This window comes from Xanthomonas axonopodis pv. maculifoliigardeniae (assembly GCF_041519315.1).
GTDB lineage: Bacteria > Pseudomonadota > Gammaproteobacteria > Xanthomonadales > Xanthomonadaceae > Xanthomonas > Xanthomonas euvesicatoria.
This window is the reverse complement of the sequence record NZ_CP167998.1, coordinates 4,322,507-4,341,224: the sequence shown is the minus strand read 5'-3', so window position 1 is coordinate 4,341,224 and position 18,718 is coordinate 4,322,507. Positions and strand designations below refer to the sequence as shown.

At 67.0% G+C, this 18,718-nt stretch carries 13 protein-coding genes; 8 read left to right on the top strand and 5 right to left on the bottom strand.

The genetic code is table 11. The annotated features are described in order from the left end of the window. Positions 1-75: 75 nt before the first annotated feature. The 5 genes from speA (at position 76) to ACDH77_RS18485 (ending at position 9,420) form a co-directional block, all read left to right on the top strand. Positions 76-1,962, top strand: coding sequence for an arginine decarboxylase (gene speA, locus ACDH77_RS18505; protein ID WP_039417250.1), 1,887 nt, complete (start codon positions 76-78; stop codon positions 1,960-1,962). A 137-nt stretch (positions 1,963-2,099) separates the two neighbouring features. After that, positions 2,100-2,270, top strand: a complete 171-nt coding sequence (locus tag ACDH77_RS18500) for a hypothetical protein (protein WP_195903647.1) — start codon at positions 2,100-2,102, stop codon at positions 2,268-2,270. A 620-nt stretch (positions 2,271-2,890) separates the two neighbouring features. Further along, positions 2,891-6,832: an amino acid adenylation domain-containing protein gene (locus ACDH77_RS18495; RefSeq protein ID WP_372173673.1), complete on the top strand. Its 3,942-nt coding sequence runs from the start codon at positions 2,891-2,893 to the stop codon at positions 6,830-6,832. Continuing rightward, positions 6,825-8,156, top strand: coding sequence for a glycosyltransferase (locus ACDH77_RS18490; RefSeq protein ID WP_372353584.1), 1,332 nt, complete (start codon positions 6,825-6,827; stop codon positions 8,154-8,156). Before ACDH77_RS18495 ends, ACDH77_RS18490 begins: the two co-directional genes overlap by 8 nt. A 136-nt stretch (positions 8,157-8,292) precedes the next feature. Further along, positions 8,293-9,420 carry an acyltransferase family protein gene (locus ACDH77_RS18485; protein ID WP_372353583.1) on the top strand — a complete coding sequence of 376 codons (1,128 nt, stop codon included), beginning with the start codon at positions 8,293-8,295 and terminating at the stop codon, positions 9,418-9,420. Between the two features lie 247 nt (positions 9,421-9,667). Here the strand turns inward: ACDH77_RS18485 and ACDH77_RS18480 are convergent, their stop codons facing one another. The 5 genes from ACDH77_RS18480 to radC form a co-directional block, all read right to left on the bottom strand. Next, complete coding sequence (locus ACDH77_RS18480) at positions 9,668-10,423, bottom strand: SDR family NAD(P)-dependent oxidoreductase (RefSeq protein WP_029820822.1); 756 nt, start codon at positions 10,421-10,423, stop codon at positions 9,668-9,670. 36 nt (positions 10,424-10,459) lie between these two features. After that, on the bottom strand, positions 10,460-10,993 hold the full coding sequence (locus ACDH77_RS18475; protein ID WP_372353582.1) for a hypothetical protein: 534 nt from the start codon (positions 10,991-10,993) through the stop codon (positions 10,460-10,462). A 6-nt stretch (positions 10,994-10,999) separates the two neighbouring features. Beyond that, positions 11,000-11,884, bottom strand: a complete 885-nt coding sequence (locus tag ACDH77_RS18470; protein ID WP_372353581.1) for an SPOR domain-containing protein — start codon at positions 11,882-11,884, stop codon at positions 11,000-11,002. A gap of 179 nt (positions 11,885-12,063) precedes the next feature. Then, positions 12,064-13,752: an arginine--tRNA ligase gene (gene argS, locus ACDH77_RS18465; RefSeq protein WP_008576503.1), complete on the bottom strand. Its 1,689-nt coding sequence runs from the start codon at positions 13,750-13,752 to the stop codon at positions 12,064-12,066. A gap of 87 nt (positions 13,753-13,839) precedes the next feature. Next, positions 13,840-14,517: a RadC family protein gene (gene radC / locus ACDH77_RS18460; protein ID WP_011348857.1), complete on the bottom strand. Its 678-nt coding sequence runs from the start codon at positions 14,515-14,517 to the stop codon at positions 13,840-13,842. 96 nt (positions 14,518-14,613) lie between these two features. Here radC and coaBC point away from each other — a divergent pair, with 96 nt between their 5' ends. The 3 genes from coaBC to ACDH77_RS18445 are packed head-to-tail and all read left to right on the top strand — an operon-like array spanning position 14,614 to position 18,711. After that, on the top strand, positions 14,614-15,888 hold the full coding sequence (gene coaBC, locus ACDH77_RS18455; protein ID WP_029820818.1) for a bifunctional phosphopantothenoylcysteine decarboxylase/phosphopantothenate--cysteine ligase CoaBC: 1,275 nt from the start codon (positions 14,614-14,616) through the stop codon (positions 15,886-15,888). Further along, complete coding sequence (gene dut, locus ACDH77_RS18450; RefSeq protein WP_007964142.1) at positions 15,885-16,352, top strand: dUTP diphosphatase; 468 nt, start codon at positions 15,885-15,887, stop codon at positions 16,350-16,352. Before coaBC ends, dut begins: the two co-directional genes overlap by 4 nt. Positions 16,353-16,365: 13 nt before the next feature. Then, positions 16,366-18,711 (top strand): phosphomannomutase/phosphoglucomutase, encoded by a 2,346-nt coding sequence (locus tag ACDH77_RS18445; RefSeq protein ID WP_031424616.1) that lies wholly within the window; start codon positions 16,366-16,368, stop codon positions 18,709-18,711. Positions 18,712-18,718 lie beyond the last annotated feature (7 nt).

Genomic DNA, 18,718 nt, shown 5'->3' with positions numbered 1-18,718 from the left:
CGCGGATTGTAACGGACCCTGCGCATGCCAGGCGTTACACTTCACGCCCTTTTTTATTCCAGCCGAGACAGCGAAATGAGCGATTGGTCCCTCGACCAAGCCCGCAAGACCTATTCGATCCCGCATTGGGCCGACGGGTATTTCGATGTGAACGCTGCCGGACACGTGGTGGTCACCCCGACCGCCGATGGCCCGGCGGTGTCGCTGCCCGAGGTGGTGGATGCCGCGCGCGCAGCCGGTGCCAAGCTGCCGCTACTGGTGCGCTTCCCGGACATCCTGGGCCAGCGCCTGGGCAAGCTGCAGGCAGCGTTTGCGCAGGCGCAGTCGGAGTGGGATTACGCCGGAGGCTATACGGCGGTGTATCCGATCAAGGTCAACCAGCATCGTGGCGTGGCCGGCACCCTGGCCGGTCACCACGGTGAGGGCTTCGGGCTGGAAGCGGGCAGCAAGCCCGAGCTGATGGCGGTGCTGGCGCTGTCGCGTCCGGGCGGGCTGATCGTGTGCAACGGCTACAAGGACCGCGAATACATCCGCCTGGCGCTGATCGGCCGCAAACTCGGCCTGCAGACCTTCATCGTCATCGAAAAGCCCTCCGAACTGACCCTGGTGCTGGAAGAAGCACGCGCGCTGGACGTCAAGCCCGGCCTGGGCGTGCGCATGCGCCTGGCCTCGCTGGGCGCGGGCAAGTGGCAGAACAGCGGTGGCGACAAGGCCAAGTTCGGTCTCTCGCCGCGCCAGGTGCTGGACCTGTGGAAGACGCTGCGCGACACCGAGTACGCCGACAGCCTGAACCTGCTGCATTTCCATATGGGCTCGCAGATTTCCAACGTGCGCGACATCGCCAACGGCATGCGCGAGGCCACGCGCTATTTCGTAGAGCTCTCGCGCCTGGGCGCAAAGATCAGCCATGTGGACGTGGGCGGCGGCCTGGGCATCGATTACGAAGGCACGCGCTCGCGCAGCTATTGCTCGATCAACTACGGCCTGCACTCGTATGCCAGCAACATCGTGCAGCCGTTGGCCAGCGCTTGCGAAGAGCATGGCCTGGCCCCGCCGCGCATCGTCACCGAGTGCGGGCGCGCAATGACGGCGCACCATGCGGTGCTGATCGCCAATGTGTCGGAAGTGGAGCAGGCGCCGGAAGGCCGCGTGCCGGTTGCGCACGACGATGAGCCGGCCGCGATCCGCCACCTGCGCGAGATCCATGACGAGCTCGATGTGCGCCCGGCGGTGGAGCTGTTCCAGGAAGCCCAGCATTTCCATGCCGAAGGTTTGAGCGCGTATGCGCTGGGCCAGATCGACCTGCCGCAGCGCGCGCGCATCGACGATCTGTTCTACGCCATCGCACATGGCGTGCGCGCACGCCTGAGCTTCGATGAAAAGAGCCATCGCCCGGTGCTGGATGAGCTCAACGAGCGGCTGGTGGACAAGTACTTCGTCAACTTCAGTGTCTTCGAATCGATCCCGGACGTGTGGGCGATCGATCAGGTGTTCCCGATCGTGCCGATCGAGCGCTTGAACGAAGCGCCGCAGCGGCGCGGCATCATCGCCGACATGACCTGCGATTCCGACGGCATGGTCAAGACCTATGTCGAGAACGAAAGCCTGGACAGCTCGCTGCCGCTGCATGGTTTGAATGCCGGCGAGAGCTATCGCATCGGTTTCTTCCTGGTGGGCGCCTACCAGGAAATCCTGGGTGATATCCATAACCTATTCGGCGATACCGATGCGGTGGAAGTCGTGGTGAATCGCGATGGCTATCGCATCGCACAGCAGCGCCGCGGCGATACCACCGACGTGATGCTGGACTACGTGGGCTATCAGCTGGACACGCTGCGTGCCACCTATGCCGAGCGCATTGCTGCCGCAAATCTGTCGCCCGAGCGGGCGCAGGAACTCGGCGCTGCGTTGGAAGCGGGGCTGACCGGCTACACCTATCTGTCCGACGAGCCGCTGAGCTGATCCGCAGTGCGCTGCGGCTGGGCCGCAGCGCTGGCTGTGCGCGACATGGCCCATCTTGCACGCGCTCCTGCCGCGAGCGCCGCTTGCAGCAGCAGGGACATCACCGGCATGGACGCTGCAGGTTCTGCAACACGTCGATGCGCCATCGCGCCGACGTCGGGTGCGATCTCGCACTTCAAGTCGACCTGTTTCGTCGCATCGAGCAAGAGCGCCTGCGCTTACCTTGCGCGACGCCGTCGATCGGTTCGACTCACGCTTTTCGCGCGTTTGTGCTGCATGCCGATGACAATCAGGCGACCATCGCGTGATCGTGCGCTTGTCGAGGCAGACGCGTTGAACGCGTCTTTTTTCTCCTGAAGTGATTTGCCGAATACCCTAATTCCGGCAACGCTGATTTGGAATTGGTCTTATTCAATGCGGCTTTTTATCTGCCGTGGTGCGCGCATATTCGCCTTGAAGCCCATGCGTATCGTCGGCCATGCCCTACGCCGGATGCGGCGCGGAAATTGATCGGATGTATGCATGCAGAACACTAGTTCAAATCACACTTCAGTGAAAAAATTTTAGGTATCACGCGATTTCCGTGATTTTTTGCACGGTTTCGGCCCCGCGCGAATTGTTAGTGTTCGTTTAACTTGTCGGGATACAAGTGCTTCAACGAGTCACCCGCACACCGTTGTTCGATTGTGCGATTCGCTGTGCTGTGCGTCTTCATCATGCGTTTCCATCGCGTATTACCGGCAATTGTCGGTGGTCGGCGGTGTTTCTTACCCCTCGTTTTCTTAGGCCAGGTGCTGATTCGGCGTCCATCGACCGTATGACGGTTGAGGGGTGTCGACGGACTGCGCGCCACACCAGAAGGATGCACGCAATGCACGCTGACGCCTCTCCCGTTTTTCCCCTGACCAAGGCGCAACGTGGCCTTTGGGTGGCCAACAAGTTGCATACCGACAACACCTTGATGTTGGCCGAAGTATTGGAAATGTTCGGCCCGCTCAATCCCCAGGTGCTGATCCGCGCCAGCATGCAGCTGACGCACGAGTTCGATACGCTGCGCCTGTGTATCGTCGAGCGCGAGGGCGTGCCTTCGCAGGTGGTCTTGCCCGCGTACAATGGCACGATTCCATACTTCGACGTCAGCTCAGATCCTGCTCCGCGTAATGCCGCCGAACATTGGATCGACGAAGAAATCCGCAAGCCGGAAGACCTGCAGAACGGGCCGCTATGGCATTGCGCGGTGTTCCGTCTTGGCGAGGATCATCATTTGTGGGTGCAATGCGTGAGTCATCTGGTGATGGACGGCTATTGCGCGTCGATCATGATGCAGCGCATGGCCGTGCTCTATAACGCCTACCTGGCCGACGTGGAGCCTGCGCCTGCGCAGTACGGCAGTGCACTGTCGCTGCTCGAAATGGAACAGCACTATCGCAACTCCGATCGGTTCCAGCGCGATCGCGAGTACTGGATGCAGCAGTTGGCCGATCTGCCGCCGCCGGCGACGCTGGCGCGGCCGGGCAATCAGCTGTCCACCGGGTTGTTGCGCGGCACCGGGCAGTTCTCGCCGCAGCAGGTGGTGCGTCTGCGCGCGCTGGGCAAGGAGTACGGCGCCAGCCTGCCGCAGATGCTGATTTCGCTGATTGCCGCGTACTACTACCGCTGCACCGGTGCCGAGGATCTGGTGCTGGCGATGCCGGTGACCGGCCGCATCAATGCGCGCTACCGGCAAACCGCAGGCCTGGTGGCCAACGTGATTTCGCTGCGCCTGAAGATGGACCCGCAGCAGCCCATCCATACCTTGTTCGCGCAGGTGTCGTCGGTGGTTCGGCATGCATTGCGCCATCAGCAATATCGCTTCGAGGACGTGCGCCGCGATCTGGGCATGTTCGGGATGGAGCAGAAGTTCGCACGCCTGGCGGTGAACATCGAGGCCTTCGACTACACCTTGCGCTTCGGCGAGGCGTACGCGGTGCCGCATAACCTTTCCAACGGCCCGGCCGACGACCTCACCATCTTCTGCTACGAACGCGGCGATGGGGCAGCGCTGCGTTTCGATCTGGATGCCAACCCGGCGCTGTACGACAGCGAGGAGCTGGCCGAACACTGCCGTCGTCTGACCCATCTGGCCGACGCGGTATTGGCCGATCCGGAATGCGCGCTGGGCCAGGTCGATGTGCTCGGCGATAGCGAGCGCCGGCGTTTGCTGCATACCTGGAACAACACCGCAGCGCCGCTGCCGGAACCGGCCACGCTGTTGCACGGCATGCTGCAACGCGCCGAGTTGATGCCTGCGGCCGTGGTTGCGCAATACGATAACCGCACGCTCGACTACGCCACGCTGTGCGAGCTTGCCTCGCGCATCGCTGCGCAATGGGTGGCCGATGGCGTGCGCCCTGGCGATGTGGTCGCGGTGGCGTTGCCGCGCAGCGAACAATTGCTGGTGGCGTTGCTGGCGGTGATGTGGAGCGGGGCTGCGTATCTGCCGCTGGATCCGGAGAGCCCGGCTGCACGCAACCGCCAGATGCTCAACGATTCCGGTGCCATTGGCCTGGTCTGCGAGCCAGCGCTGTGCGAGCGCTATCTGCTCGGTGGCATGGTCTGGCTGGATCCGCGCCCGGCCGTGTTGCCGGAGGCAATCGCACCGCTGGCGACGCCCGACGGCACCGCGTACGTGCTGTACACCTCCGGCTCCACCGGTGCGCCCAAGGGCGTGGAGATCAGCCATCGCAACCTGTTCAATTTCCTGCATGCGATGGAGCACGAGCTGGCATTGCGCCCGCGCGACCGTGTGCTGGCCGTCACCACCATCACCTTCGATATCGCCGGGCTGGAGTTGTACCTGCCGTTGCTGGTGGGGGCGCGCGTGGTCATTGCACCGGCCGGTATCAGCCACGACCCGCGCGGCCTGTCGCGGTTGATCGCCGACGAACACATCAGCGTGGTGCAGGCCACGCCATCGCTGTGGCGCATCCTGCTGGCCAATGAGGATCTGGTGCTGGATCGCATCCATGCGTTGATCGGCGGCGAGGCGTTGGTGCCGGAACTGGCCACCCAACTGCTCAGCCGGGTGGGGCGCCTGACCCAGTTGTACGGGCCTACCGAAACCACGATCTGGTCGACCATCATGCCGTTGCAGTTGACCGATGCCGCCGCACCGCCGATCGGCAGGCCGCTGCTCAATACGCGCGTCTATGTGCTGGATGCGCAGCGGCAACCGCTGCCGACCGGTGCGATCGGCGAGCTGTATATCGGTGGCGCAGGCGTGGCCAAGGGCTATCGCGGCAAGCGCCAGCTGACCAGCGAGCGCTTCATGCGCGACCCGTTCGCCGACGACGGCAGCAGCATGTACCGCACCGGCGACCGCGTGCGTCAACGCAGCGATGGCCTGCTGGAATTCATCGGGCGCGCCGATGCGCAGCTGAAGATCCGCGGACATCGGGTGGAGCCGGCCGAAATCGAAAGCGCCCTGCTGTTGCATTCGCAGGTGGCGCAGGCGGTGGTGGTGGGCCACGGCGATGGCGAGCATGCCTTGCAACTGCTGGCCTATGTGGTGGGCAAGCACGGCAATACGCCGTCGATCGAGTTGTTGCGCGCGCATCTGCAGCAGCGCCTGCCAGCATCGATGATTCCCACCCTGTGGGTGCCGCTGGAGGCGTTGCCGCTGACCCCCAACGGCAAGCTGGACCGGCGCGCGTTGCCGGCGCCTGGCGCATTGCCGCAACGCGCGCACCTGGCGCCGCGCGATGCGCTCGAACGCCAGCTGGCAACGATGCTGCAGGAGGTGCTGGGCATCGAAGTGGTGGGCGTGGACGACAATTTCTTTGAGCTTGGCGGCGATTCGCTGCGTGCGGCGGAAATGGCCGCGCGTTTCCCGCAGATGTTCGGGGTGGAACTGCCGCTGGGCACGTTGTTCCATGCGCCGACGGTCGCCGGCCTGGCCGAGGTGATCAAGCGCAGCGCACACACGCCCAACGACCCGTTGAGCGTGCTGCTGCCGCTGCGTGCAGGCACCGCCGGCAGCACGCCGCTGTTCTGCATCCATCCGGTCATCGGTCTGGGCTGGTCGTATCTCACCTTGCTGGGTCAGCTGGATCCGCAGTGGCCGGTGTATGCGCTGCAATCGCCGGGCTTGAGCGACCCGCAGCACCGTCCGGAGAGCATCGAGGCGATCGCGCGCGATTACCTGGCGCGTCTGCGCAGCGTGCAGCCGAGGGGGCCGTACCGTCTGCTGGGCTGGTCGCTGGGCGGTTTGATCGCGCACGCCATCACCGCCGAATTGCATGCACTGGGCGAAGAGGTCGAGGTGTTGGCCATGCTCGACAGTTACCCGCATCTGGAACAGGCCGCAGCGTTGTCGGAATCGGAGAACGTGCGCGCCTCGGTGCACGCGTTGGCCTTGCATCTGGCGCCGGGCCAGTCGATGCCGACCACGGTCGCCGAGCTGGCGAGCCTGTTGTGCGATCACTACGGGCTGAACGAATTGCCTGCGGTGCGCCAGTTGCTGGAGCAACGTCCCACCTTGCTGGACGATCTGGGCGCCCTCACCCAGCATCACCTGCAGCTGGCGCGGCGTCATCGGCCCAGGCAGCTGGACCAGGATGTGGTCTTTGTCGAAGCGAGCGTGCGCATGAGCTCCGGCGGCGACGATGCGCTGTGGGTGGATTACCGTCCCCAGGCGTGGCACCCGTACGTGCGCAACCTGCAGCTGCACGTTCTGGACAGCGACCACCATTCAATGCTCTCGCCGACGCATGCGGCCACGCTCAGCACCTTGCTGCACGCGGCCACCGCAGAGTCCACCCGGGCTGTGCGGCCGGTGGGACAGGCCGGCCGTGGCGCGGTCGCCGGCGACGGAGTGACCGAATATGCCTGAGTCCAGCGCCGATCCGTCACGCCAGCGCCCGGTGGTGATCGCCACCCTTGGCACGCATGGGGACGTGCGCCCGATCATTGCGCTGGCCCTTGGCCTGCAGCGGCGCGGTTATCCGGCGCGGGTGCTGACCAGTTCCAACTTCGAGTCGTTGATCCGTGCGCACGGCCTGGAATTCTTCCCGCTCAGCGGCGATCTCCAGCAACTGTTGCACGACCATCCGGACGTTGCCGAGATGCGCGGTGCCCCTGGCATCTTGCGCAAGAAGTTGCTGGAGTGGGCGCGCGATTGGCCCGCGCAGGGCCGCGCGGCGTGTGCCGATGCCGGCTTGATCCTGGGCGTGGGCAGTGCCAGTTTCCTCGTCCATAGCCTGGGCGAGGCGTATGGCGTGCCGGTGGCGTTTGCGCAGTTGCAGCCGCTCACCGAGTCGCGCCACCTGCCGTTGATGCTGATGCCCAACCTGCGTCTGCCGGGACGTGTCAACGTGGCATTGCATCGCCTGATGCGCTTTGTCGGCTGGCAGCTGATGCGGCCGGCCTTCAACGATATCGTGCGTCCGGCGTTGGGGCTGCCGGGATATCCGTGGAGCGGTCCGGATCGCAGCGCACTACGCGTGATCTACGGCTATAGCGCGCACGTGTGTCCGCGCCCGCCGGACTGGCCGCAGAGCGCGCAGGTGTGCGGCTTCTGGCAGCTGCCGCCGTCGCAGTGGCAACCGCCGGCCGCGCTGCAGGCGTTTTTGCAGGCCGGGCCGCCGCCGCTGTATATCGGCTTCGGCAGCATGACCAGCAGCGCGGTCGCGCAGCTCACTGCCACGGTCAAGGCAGCGGTGCGACTGACCGGGCAGCGCGCGTTGCTGGCCAGCGGCTGGGGCGGTCTGGGGGCCGGGGACGCCGCTGTCGCCGATGACGCCGAGCGCTTCTTCCATCTGGAACAGGCACCGCACGATTGGCTGTTCCCGCGCGTGGCGGTGGCCGTGCATCACGGTGGCGCCGGCACCAGCGGTGCCGCGTTGGCGGCGGGCATTCCCTCGGTGGTGCTGCCCTTTGGCTACGACCAGTCGTTCTGGGCCCATTGCCTGGCCCAGCGCGGCGTTGCGCCGCCAGCGCTGGCGCGTGCCGGGCTGCAGCCCGAAGCCCTGGCCGCTGCCATCCGGCAGGCGGGCACGCCGGCCATGCGTGCGGCTGCGCGCGCACTCGGTCAACGGATCGGCCAGGAAGACGGCGTCCGCAATGCGGTCGATCAGCTGGAAGCCTGGCAATTGCTTGAACCCGCGGCAGTGACGCCCGCGGCGGCCGCACGGACCGAGCAGCACGCCATCGCATAAGCATGGCGATGCTGCGCATCCGCCGCAGCGCTGATGCGCGCACTGCGGCGCGGTGGAGCAGTGCGTGGTTGGTGGCGACGCCCTGCGCGCTGCCGGCATGCGGCACAATCGGGCTCCCTCGGTTGATCTGGCCCGCATGCGCTATCCCGCTTTGGACCTGTTGCGTGGCATCGCCATCGTCTGGGTGATGCTGTTCCATTCGTTCGTGGTCGGCGGGTTGGGTTCGGACTGGGAATGGCTGTCGCGCTACGGCTGGATGGGGGTAGACCTGTTCTTCGTGCTGAGCGGCTTTTTGATCGGCACCCAGGTGCTGACCCCGCTGTCGCGCGGCAAGCCGCTGGACTTCGGCGATTTCTACCTGCGCCGCGCATTCCGCATCCTGCCGGCGTTTTTGGTGGTGTTGGCGATCTACATGGCATGGCCGGGTTTTCGCGAATCGCCCGGGCTGGCGCCATGGTGGATGTTCCTCACCTTCACCTTGAATCTGTTCGTCGATTACGCCGAGCAGGCGGCGTTCTCGCACGCATGGTCGCTCTGTGTGGAAGAGCATTTCTATCTGGTGTTTCCGTTGCTGGCCACGTTGTTGTTGCGGCGTCCATCGGCGGCACGCGTGGTCGCGGTGTGCGTGGCGGTGGTGGTCGCCGGCATCGCGTTGCGCACTAGCGTGTGGCTGCACAACACGGCGCTGGATCAGATCGGCAGCGGCCAGCAGCGCAACTGGTTTGTCGAAGATCTCTATTACCCCACCTGGAACCGGCTGGACGGTTTGCTGGCCGGTGTGGTGCTGGCAATGACGAAGGTCTTCCGCCCCCGCACATGGCAATGGCTGCAGCAGCGCGGCAACACCTGGGCGCTGGCCGGCGTGGCCATGCTGGCACTGGCGATGTGGCTATTTCGCGAGCGCACCGGTTTGATCGGCAACGCGGTGGGCTGGCCGGTGCTTTCGCTGGGGCTGGCCTTGCTGGTATTGGCAGGCACCGCGACCGACAGCGCACTGGGCCGGTTACGCGTGCCGGGTGCCGCCTGGTTGGCCGCCATTTCCTACAGCGTGTATCTGACCCACAAGGCGATGTTCCATGTGACCCAGGGCTGGCTCGGCGCCACGCTGGACGGCCGTGGCGTCCTGGCCTTTGCAGTGTATGGCGTGGTGGCGCTGACGGCGGGTGCGCTGCTGCATTACATGGTTGAACGTCCGTTCCTGCAGCTGCGCGGCGCGTTGCTGCGGCGGCGCGCAGCCGTGCGCCGCGATGCCGAACGTGCGTGATGCGATGGTGGCGGAGAACGGCGAGCGTGCACGGGTGGCGGCGTGGCGGCCGCCGCTGCAGCACCTGGTGTCGGGCAACCGGTCTGCGCAGTTGCTGCGACCATGCAGCGCTGATGTAACGAAAAGCCGCGCAGTGCGCGGCTTTTCGATGCTTCGTTCGATGCTCGGTAGGGCTTGCGCGGCGCAGCGGGGGGTGCGGCTGGCGCGCTGCACGCCCACCGCCTAAGCCCTTGCTTCGGTGCACGCCTCACTGCGCGTCGCGGGCCACCTGGAACCCCGCAAAAGACTGCGTCACCGGCATGATTTCCAGGCGGTTGATGTTCAAATGCGCCGGCAGGCTGGCGACATAGAAGATCTGTTCGGCGATGTCTTCGGCCGTCATCGGGGTGGCGCCACGGTACAGCGTGTCGGACGCGGCCTGGTTGCCGCCGGTGCGCACCAGGGTGAATTCGGTCTCGGCCATGCCCGGTTCGATCGAGGTCACGCGCACGCCGGTGCCGTGCAGGTCAGAGCGCAGGCCCAGCGAAAACTGCTGCACGAAGGCCTTGGTACCGCCGTAGACGTTGCCGCCGGTGTATGGGTAGGTTGCCGCCACCGAGGCGATGTTGATGATGGCGCCGCGGCGCGCAATCAACGCCGGCAGCAGGCGGTGGGTGAGGGTGACCAGGGCGGTGACATTGGTGTCGATCATCTGCTGCCACTGCGCCAGGTCGGCCTGCTGCGCCGGCGCGGTGCCCAGCGCCAGGCCGGCGTTGTTGACCAGTACGTCGATGTCGGCGAAGGCCGGCGGCAGCGCGTCGATCGCATCCGACAAGGCGTGTGCATCGCGCATGTCGAACGCGGCGGTGTGGACCTGCCCGGCCGGCAGTTCAGCGGCCAGCGCCTGCAGGCGTTCGGCGCGCCGGCCGGTGGCGATGACCTTCCAGCCGGCTGCAGCGAAGCGGCGCACGGCGGCGCTGCCGAATCCGGAGGTGGCACCAGTGATCAGGACGGTCTTGGACATGGGGAACTCCAGGGGGACAGGGGGCGGGAACCAGATTCAGTGAGCAGGCCGCGGCTTCGCCGTTGCGGCATGCCGCGCACGCAGTCGCTCTTCGGTCAGGGTCTGGCGTGCGACGACCTGGCCACGCCGCAGCTGCAGCACCACGTACGGGGCCGGTGCGTGCGCAGCGCTCGTCGCGGTGGCGGGCAGCGCGACGATCAACTCACCATCCACCCAGACGGCGGGCACGGGCGCTGGCTGGCCAGGGAACAGCACATCCAGCGGCAGGGTGGGCGGCGCGTCGTTACAGGCGCCCAGGACCACGCGGTCGAGCACCAGCTGTTGCCCGTCCAGACGCCAGTGGGCGCGGTAGCCGCGCCAGTTGGCGCTGCAGCTGCCCAGCGCGCTGCCTGCGTGCGCCGCAAAACGCTTCCAGGTGGCCGGGTCGTCCAGTGGGCCGGACAAGGGTTCGGCCAGCAGCGTCGCCTGCTGGCCGTCGATCTGGATCAGGTCGGGAAGTTGATCGGTGGCCTGCGCCGGGCCGGCCCACGCCAGCACGCCCAGCAACACGCCAGCGCTACGTCGCAACACGGGCGTTTACTGCGCCTTGATCGCGATGGCGGACAGGCCACTGCCGGTGAGCTTCTGCTTGGCCTCGGCAAGCTCGCTGGCACTGCCATAGGGCCCCATGCGCACGCGGTAGACCGTCTTGCCGCTGATGTCGGCCGATTCCACGCGTGCGGCCAGGCCCATCATCGCCAGCTTGGCCTTGGTGGATTCGGCATCGCCGGAGGCGCCGAACGAGCCGGCCTGCAGGATGTAGCGGGTGTTGTCGGCGACCGCCGGCGCTGCAGCCGCGGGCGCTGTTGCAGCGGCGGCGGTTGCAGCGGGCTTGGGCGCGGCAGCGCCCGGTGTGGTGAGTGCGGCGGTGCTGGCCGGAGCCGGCGTGGCGGCCGGGCGTGCCGGTGCGGTTTCCGGCAGCGGCTTGGGTGCGCTGGCGGCGGTTTCCTTCAACGGCGTCGGGACGCTGGCCGCCGGTGTGGCGGCTGCCACGCTGGCGCCGGGTGCGGGGGGCACGGGTTTGCCTTCCAGCGCCGCACGCGCACGCGCGGCCTCTTCGGCGCGCGCGCTGGCCGCCAGTTCGGCGTCGGACATCTGCACTTCCTTGCCGGGCAGCAAGGTGTAGAAGTCGTACTGGGTCTGCGCATCGCCGGGTTTGGCCTGCGGCTTGGGCGGCTGCGCGCTGGGCTTGGGCAGTTCGGCCGGCGTGTCCACGTCGGCATCGGCCACCGGCTCGGGCTGCGCATCCGGATTGGCACGCGGGCCCACGCGCAGGAAACCGTCGCCGTCCTTCTTGAACAGGTTGGGTGCGGCCAGGAAGATCACTGCCGCAATCGCGGCGCCAGCCACCAGCCACACCCAACCGGGGGTGCCATTGCTGGTGTTGCGCCGGGCCTGACTCTTACCGCGTCGTGCTGCCATCTACCACTTCTCCGAATCGTGTCGTTGCGGGCCCGCTGGCCCGGCTTGCTGTGGCAATGCGCGCCGTTGCGCTGATTGCCCGGTGAGCGCCATCGGCGCCCGAGGTGGCAGGCCGGCGCCTGCCGCAGTGCCACGCGCTGCGCCGCTGCCTGCGCCGGCACCCGGGAGCTGCCGCCTGTCTACATCTTTTCCGGAGCGCTGACGCCGAGCAGTTCCAGGCCATTGGCCAGCACCTGTTGGGTGGCGACCGCCAGGGTGAGCTTGGCGTCGCGCTCGGCGGCATCGTCCACCAGCACCTTGCTGTTGTGATACCACGTGTGGAAGGCGTGCGCCAATTCACGCAGGTATTGCGCGATCTGGTACGGCTCCAGCGCCTGGCCGGCGATTTCCACCACTTCCGGGTAACGCGACAGCTCCAGCATCACCGCCAGCGAGTGTTCGTCGTCCAGGCATGCGAGCTCGGCCAGGCCGTGGGCCTGGTCGTACTTGTAGCCCTTTTCCTGCGCCTGGCGCAGCACGCTGCACACCCGCGCATGCGCGTACTGCACGTAGAACACGGGGTTGTCGTTGCTTTGCGCGCGCGCCAGGTCGATATCGAAGGTCAGCTGCGAATCGGGCTTGCGCGCGATCAGGAACCAGCGCACCGCATCGGCGCTGGTTTCTTCGATCAGGTCGCGCAGGGTGACGTAGCTGCCGGCGCGCTTGGACAGCTTCACTTCCTCGCCGCCGCGCATCACCGTGACCATCTGGTGCAGCACGTATTCCGGCCAGCCTTGCGGGATGCCCAGTTCCATCGCCTGCAGGCCGGCGCGCACGCGCGTCAGCGAGCCGTGGTGGTCGGCGCCCAGTTCGGTGATGGCGCGCTCGTAGCCGCGTTGCCACTTGGTCAGGTGATAGGCCACGTCCGGCACGAAGTAGGTGTAGGTGCCGTCGGACTTGCGCATGACGCGGTCCTTGTCGTCGCCGAAGTCGGTGGACTTCAGCCACAGCGCGCCGCCTTCTTCGTAGGTATGGCCGGAGGCGATCAGCTTCTGCACCGCTTCTTCGACCTTGCCGTCCTTGTACAGCGAGCTTTCCAGGAAGTAGATGTCGAAATCGACCCGGAACGCGGCCAGGTCGTGGTTTTGCTCGTTACGCAGGTACGCCACCGCGAAGCGACGGATCGATTCGAGATCGGCTGGGTCTTTGGTGCCGGTGACCAGATGGCCTTCCAGGTCGACGGTGTCGCCGGCCAGGTAGGCACTGGCCACATCGGCGATGTAGTCGCCGCGGTAGCCGTTTTCCGGCCAGCCGTCGCTGTCGGGGGTGAGCCCCTGCGCGCGTGCCTGGACCGACAGCGCCAGGTTCTCGATCTGCACGCCGGCATCGTTGTAGTAGAACTCGCGCTTGACGTTCCAGCCGTTGGCGTCGAGCACGCGCGCCAGGCTGTCGCCGATCGCCGCGGCGCGGCCGTGGCCGACATGCAGCGGGCCGGTCGGGTTGGCCGAGACGTATTCCACGCCCACCGAACGGCCGTTGCCGGCCAGCCCGCGGCCGTAGTCGTGGCCTTGCTTGATCACATGCGCCACTTCGCGCTGATACGCGGTGGGGGCCAGATGGAAATTGATGAAGCCCGGACCGGCGATATCCACCTTGGCTACGTCGTCGCTGGCCGGCAGCGCGGCAACCAGCGCCTGCGCCAGTGCGCGCGGATTGCTGCGCGCAGCCTTGGCCAGCAGCATCGCGGCATTGGTGGCGAAGTCGCCGTGCTCGCGGGTCTTGGGTCGCTCGACCACAAAATCCGGCGGCAGGGTGTCGGCGGGCAGGGTGCCATTGGCGCGCAAGGCTTCAATGCCTTGGCCGATCAGTGCGCGGAGTAGGGCTTTCACGTGGGATCTGCTTGGAACCAAACCAGCGATTTTACCCGACCGCGCGGCGCAGGGTCCGACCGATGGTTCAGGTCAGCGCACCACTGCTCATTCCAGCCAGCCGCGCTCGGCGAACGACACCGGTCGACCATCGCCGATGACGAAATGGTCCAGCAGGCGGATATCCACCAGCTCCAGGCTGTCCAGCAGCCGCTTGGTGACCGCGCGGTCGGCCTCGGAGGGCTCCGGATTACCCGACGGGTGGTTGTGCCCGACGATCACCGCCGCGGCGTTGTGCAGCAGCGCCCGCCGGACCACTTCGCGCGGGTGGATGTCGGCCCCGTCGATGGTGCCGGTGAACAGTTCCTCGAAGGCGATGGCGCGGTGGCGGTTGTCCAGGAACAGCGCGGCGAACACTTCATAGGCCCGCGCGCGCAGCCGCTGCGAGAAATAGCGGCCCACGCTGGGCGGGTCGCTGAGCGCCTCGCCGCGCTCCAGCGCGCTCATCAGGTGCCGCTGGGCCAGCTCCATCGCGGCGGCAAGCTTGCAGGCCGAGGCCGGGCCCAGCCCGGGCAGGCGCGCCAGCGTCTTGGCCGGGCGGTCCAGCAACAGACGCAGCGGGCCGTGCCGGTGCAGCAGATCGCGCGCGGTCTGCACCGCATCCTGGCCGCGCAGGCCGGAGCCGACGAAGATCGCCAGCAGCTCGGCATCGGACAAGGCGGTGGCCCCGCGCGCCAGAAGTTTCTCGCGCGGGCGTTCGTGGGTGGGCCAGTCGTGTATGTGCATATGGCGAGATTGCCGGTGCTCATCGCCGACGCCCATCAGGCCAAGCGGAGGCATCGGCTAATCTAGTTGTCCTTGTAACCGTAGGACGACCCCGACGTGATCGGCTCCACTCAGGCCCGCCCCCTGGACGGACAGCGTTTGCTGCTGTGCGTCGGCGGAGGCATCGCCGCTTACAAATCGCTCGAACTGGTCCGTCGCCTGCGCGACGCCGGTGCGCAGGTGCAGGTCGCCATGACCGGCGGTGCGCAACAATTCGTCACCCCGCTCAGCTTCCAGGCATTGTCCGGGCAGCCCACCCGCACCACGCTGTGGGACAGCGCCGCCGAGCAGGCGATGGGCCACATCGAACTGGCGCGCTGGGCCGACCGGGTGATCGTTGCCCCGGCGACCGCCGACCTGCTAGCGCGTCTGGCGCATGGTCTGGCCGACGATCTGGTCACTACGCTGTGCCTGGCCACGACCGCGCCGCTGACCGTGGCGCCGGCCATGAACCACCGCATGTGGCTGCATCCGGCCACCCAGGCCAACATCGCCACCCTGCGCGCGCGCGGGGTGGCGGTGGTAGGCCCTGACGACGGCCCGCTGGCCGAGGGCGAATCCGGCCCCGGCCGGCTGGCCGAACCGGCGGCGATCCTTGCGGCGCTGGCCGGCGGCGCGGCGGTCGCCAGCGCAGCCCCGGAGGGCGCCAAGAGCGTCGCCGCGCCCGTGTTCATCCCCAGCAGTGCCCAGCTGGAAGGCCTGCGCATCGTGATCAGCGCCGGCCCCACCTTCGAGGACCTGGACCCAGTGCGCTACGTCGGCAACCGCAGCAGCGGCAAGATGGGCTACGCCCTGGCCGCCGCCGCTGCCAGGCAGGGTGCCGATGTGGTGCTGGTCAGCGGGCCGGTGCACCAGACCACCCCGGAGGGCGTGCAGCGCATCGACGTGCGCTCGGCCGCGCAGATGCGCGACGCAGTGCTGGGTGCATTCCCGGCCGACATCTACATCGGCGCTGCCGCCGTGGCCGACTACACCCCCAAGCGGGTGGTGTCGCAGAAGATCAAGAAGACCGGCGAAACGTTGACCCTGGAGCTGGTACGCACCCCGGACATCCTGTCCGAGGTCGCCGCACAGACCGGGGCGCTGAAACTGGTGGTCGGTTTTGCTGCCGAAACGCACGATGTGGAGCATTACGCCCGTGGCAAGCTGGCGGCCAAGCGGCTGGACCTGATCATCGCCAACCAGGTGGGGATCGAAGGCGGCGGATTCGAAAGCGACAACAATGCAGCCACGGCCTATTGGCAGGGCGGCGAGCGTGTGTTCCCCAGCAGCAGCAAGACCGAGTTGGCAGACCAACTGCTGGCCCTGATCGCGGAGAGATTGCAGGCATGAGCCCCCCAACCCAGTCCTTGCAGGTGAAGTTGCTCGACCCGCGCTTCGGCGATCTGTGGCCGCTGCCGGCCTACGCCACCGAATCCAGCGCCGGCATGGACCTGCGCGCCGCGCTGGAGGCGCCGATGACGCTGCAGCCGGGCGATGCGGCGCTGATCCCCAGCGGTATCGCGATCCATCTGGCCGACCCGCAGCTGTGCGCGGTGATCCTGCCGCGCTCGGGGTTGGGCCATCGCCACGGCATCGTGCTCGGCAACGGCACCGGTTTGATCGATGCCGATTACCAGGGGCCGCTGCTGATCAGCACCTGGAATCGCGGCCGCGAGGCCTTCACCATCGAGCCGGGCGACCGCATCGCGCAGCTGGTGATCCTGCCGATCGTGCGTATGGGCTTGCAAGTGGTGGATACTTTCGTCGACAGCGCGCGGGGAGCGGGTGGATTCGGCCACACCGGCGTGCGCTGACAGGGGAAATTACATGAGCAAGGCGAACGAGCGCAGGCAGGGGATGTCCAGCGTGCGTACGAGTGGTCCGGTGTTGGGAGGCATATTGCTGCTGCTGGCTGCCTGGTTCGGCTGGAACAGTTATGCGCAATGGCGCCAGGACGCGGTGGCGCAAGGGCTGGAGCAGGCGCGCGACCGCGCGGTGCAGGACGTGGGCCAGGCCATGGCCACCCAGGCCAGCCAGCTCGACGCGGTGCTCAAGCAGCCGCCGGTCATCGCTGCGTTGGCCGGTGGCGACGCGCTGGCGGCCGCATCGGCCATCCGCGAGCGCTTCAAGGGCGCCGAGGATGTGCAGGTGCTGCCTGGCGACCTTGCCGCGGCCTATGCCAACCCCAAGGATTTCGGTTACGCGCGTCTGAGCCTGCTCGAATCGGCGCAGGTGGCCGACCGGGCGCAGGTCCGGGTGGTACGCGAGGCCAAACAAGTCCGCCTGGGCGTGGCTGCCGCGGTGCGCCTTGGCGGGCAGCCGGCGGTGGCGTATGCGCGGTTGCCGTTACTGCGCCTGACCGGCCCGCTGGATGCAATCGCGGCACCGGACAGCGCCTACCTGGCCGTGCGCCAGGGCAGCTACAACGTGGCCCAGCAGGGCGATATGGCATTGGCCGATGCGGCCGAAACGCTGGCCAGGCCGCTTGGGACCAGCGGCTTGCGCGTGGCTGCGGCGGTGCCGCAAGGCGACAGCGGCCCACTGGGCCTGGGCGCCGTCGGTTGCGCCATCGTGGCGGCATTGCTGCTGATCATTGCGGTACTGCTGGTGCTGGCCAGCCGGGGTCAGGTGGCCTTGCCACGGCGCCGGGGTGCCGACCAATCCGGCGCCGATGAACCCACCTTCAGTCAGAGCCTGCAGCACGACGCCAGCGTTGCCAGCGAGGCACGCGCGCTGGACGCCGAGGCACCGCCGGCACCGCCAGCGCTGGTGCCGGCGGTGCAGGTCGCCACCGAGATGTTCCGTGCCTACGACATCCGCGGCGTGGTCGGTAAGGACCTCAACCCCGGCGTTGCCGCCTTGGTCGGCCAGGCCATCGGCAGCGTGATGCAGGCACAGGGACTGCGCGATGTGGTGGTCGGTCGCGACGGCCGGCTGTCCGGGCCGGAGCTGAGCAACGGCCTGATCGAAGGCCTGCGCCGCGCCGGCTGCAACGTCACCGACATCGGCCTGGCACCGACGCCGGTGGTGTACTTCGGCGCCTACGAGCTGCGTGCCGGCAGCTGCGTGGCGGTCACCGGCAGCCACAATCCGCCGGACTACAACGGTTTCAAGATCGTGATCGGCGGCGAGACCTTGTCCGGCGCCGCCATCGCCGAACTGCACCAGCGCATCAACGAAGGTCGCCTGCATACCGCCGCCACGCCTGGCGAACTGGAACAGCGCGACATCAGCGATGCCTACATTCAGCGTATCGCCGACGACGTCCAGCTCGATCGCCCGATCAAGGTGGTGGTGGACGCCGGCAACGGCGTGGCCGGTGAGATCGCACCGCGCCTGCTGGAAGCGATCGGCGCCGAAGTGGTGCCGTTGTACTGCGACATCGATGGCACCTTCCCCAACCATCACCCTGATCCGAGCGAGCCGCACAACCTCAACGATCTGGTGAAGATGGTGCAGCGTTTCGATGCGGATATCGGCGTGGCGTTCGATGGCGATGCCGATCGCCTGGGCGTGGTGACCAAGGAAGGCGCGATGGTGTTCCCCGACCGCCTGCTGATGCTGTTCGCTGCCGATGTCCTGCAGCGCAACCCTGGCGCATTGGTCATCTACGACGTGAAGTGCACCGGCAAGCTGTCCGACTACGTGTTGCGCAACGGCGGTAGTCCGCTGATGTGGAAGACCGGGCATTCGCTGATCAAATCCAAGATGCGCGAGACCGATGCCGAACTGGCCGGCGAGATGAGCGGCCACTTCTTCTTCAAGGAGCGCTGGTACGGCTTTGACGACGGCATCTACGCCGCCGCACGCCTGCTGGAAATCCTGGCCCAGCGCGAGGAAACCCCGTCCGACGTGCTGGACGCCCTGCCCGAGAGCGTCTCCACGCCGGAGATCAAGGTGCCGGTGGAAGGCGATGCGCATGCGCTGGTGGCGCGCTTTGTCGCGCGTGCGCAGACCGGCGAAGAATCGCCGTTCGAATCGGCGCGGCTGTCGACCATCGACGGGCTGCGCGCGGACTTCATCGACGGCTGGGGGCTGGTACGCGCCTCCAATACAACGCCGATCCTGGTGCTGCGGTTCGAAGCCGACAGCGAGGCCGCATTGCAGCGGATTCGCACGCTGTTCCGCAACGAACTGCAGACGTTGTTGCCGGAGCATCCATTGGCGTTTTGATCGCCGG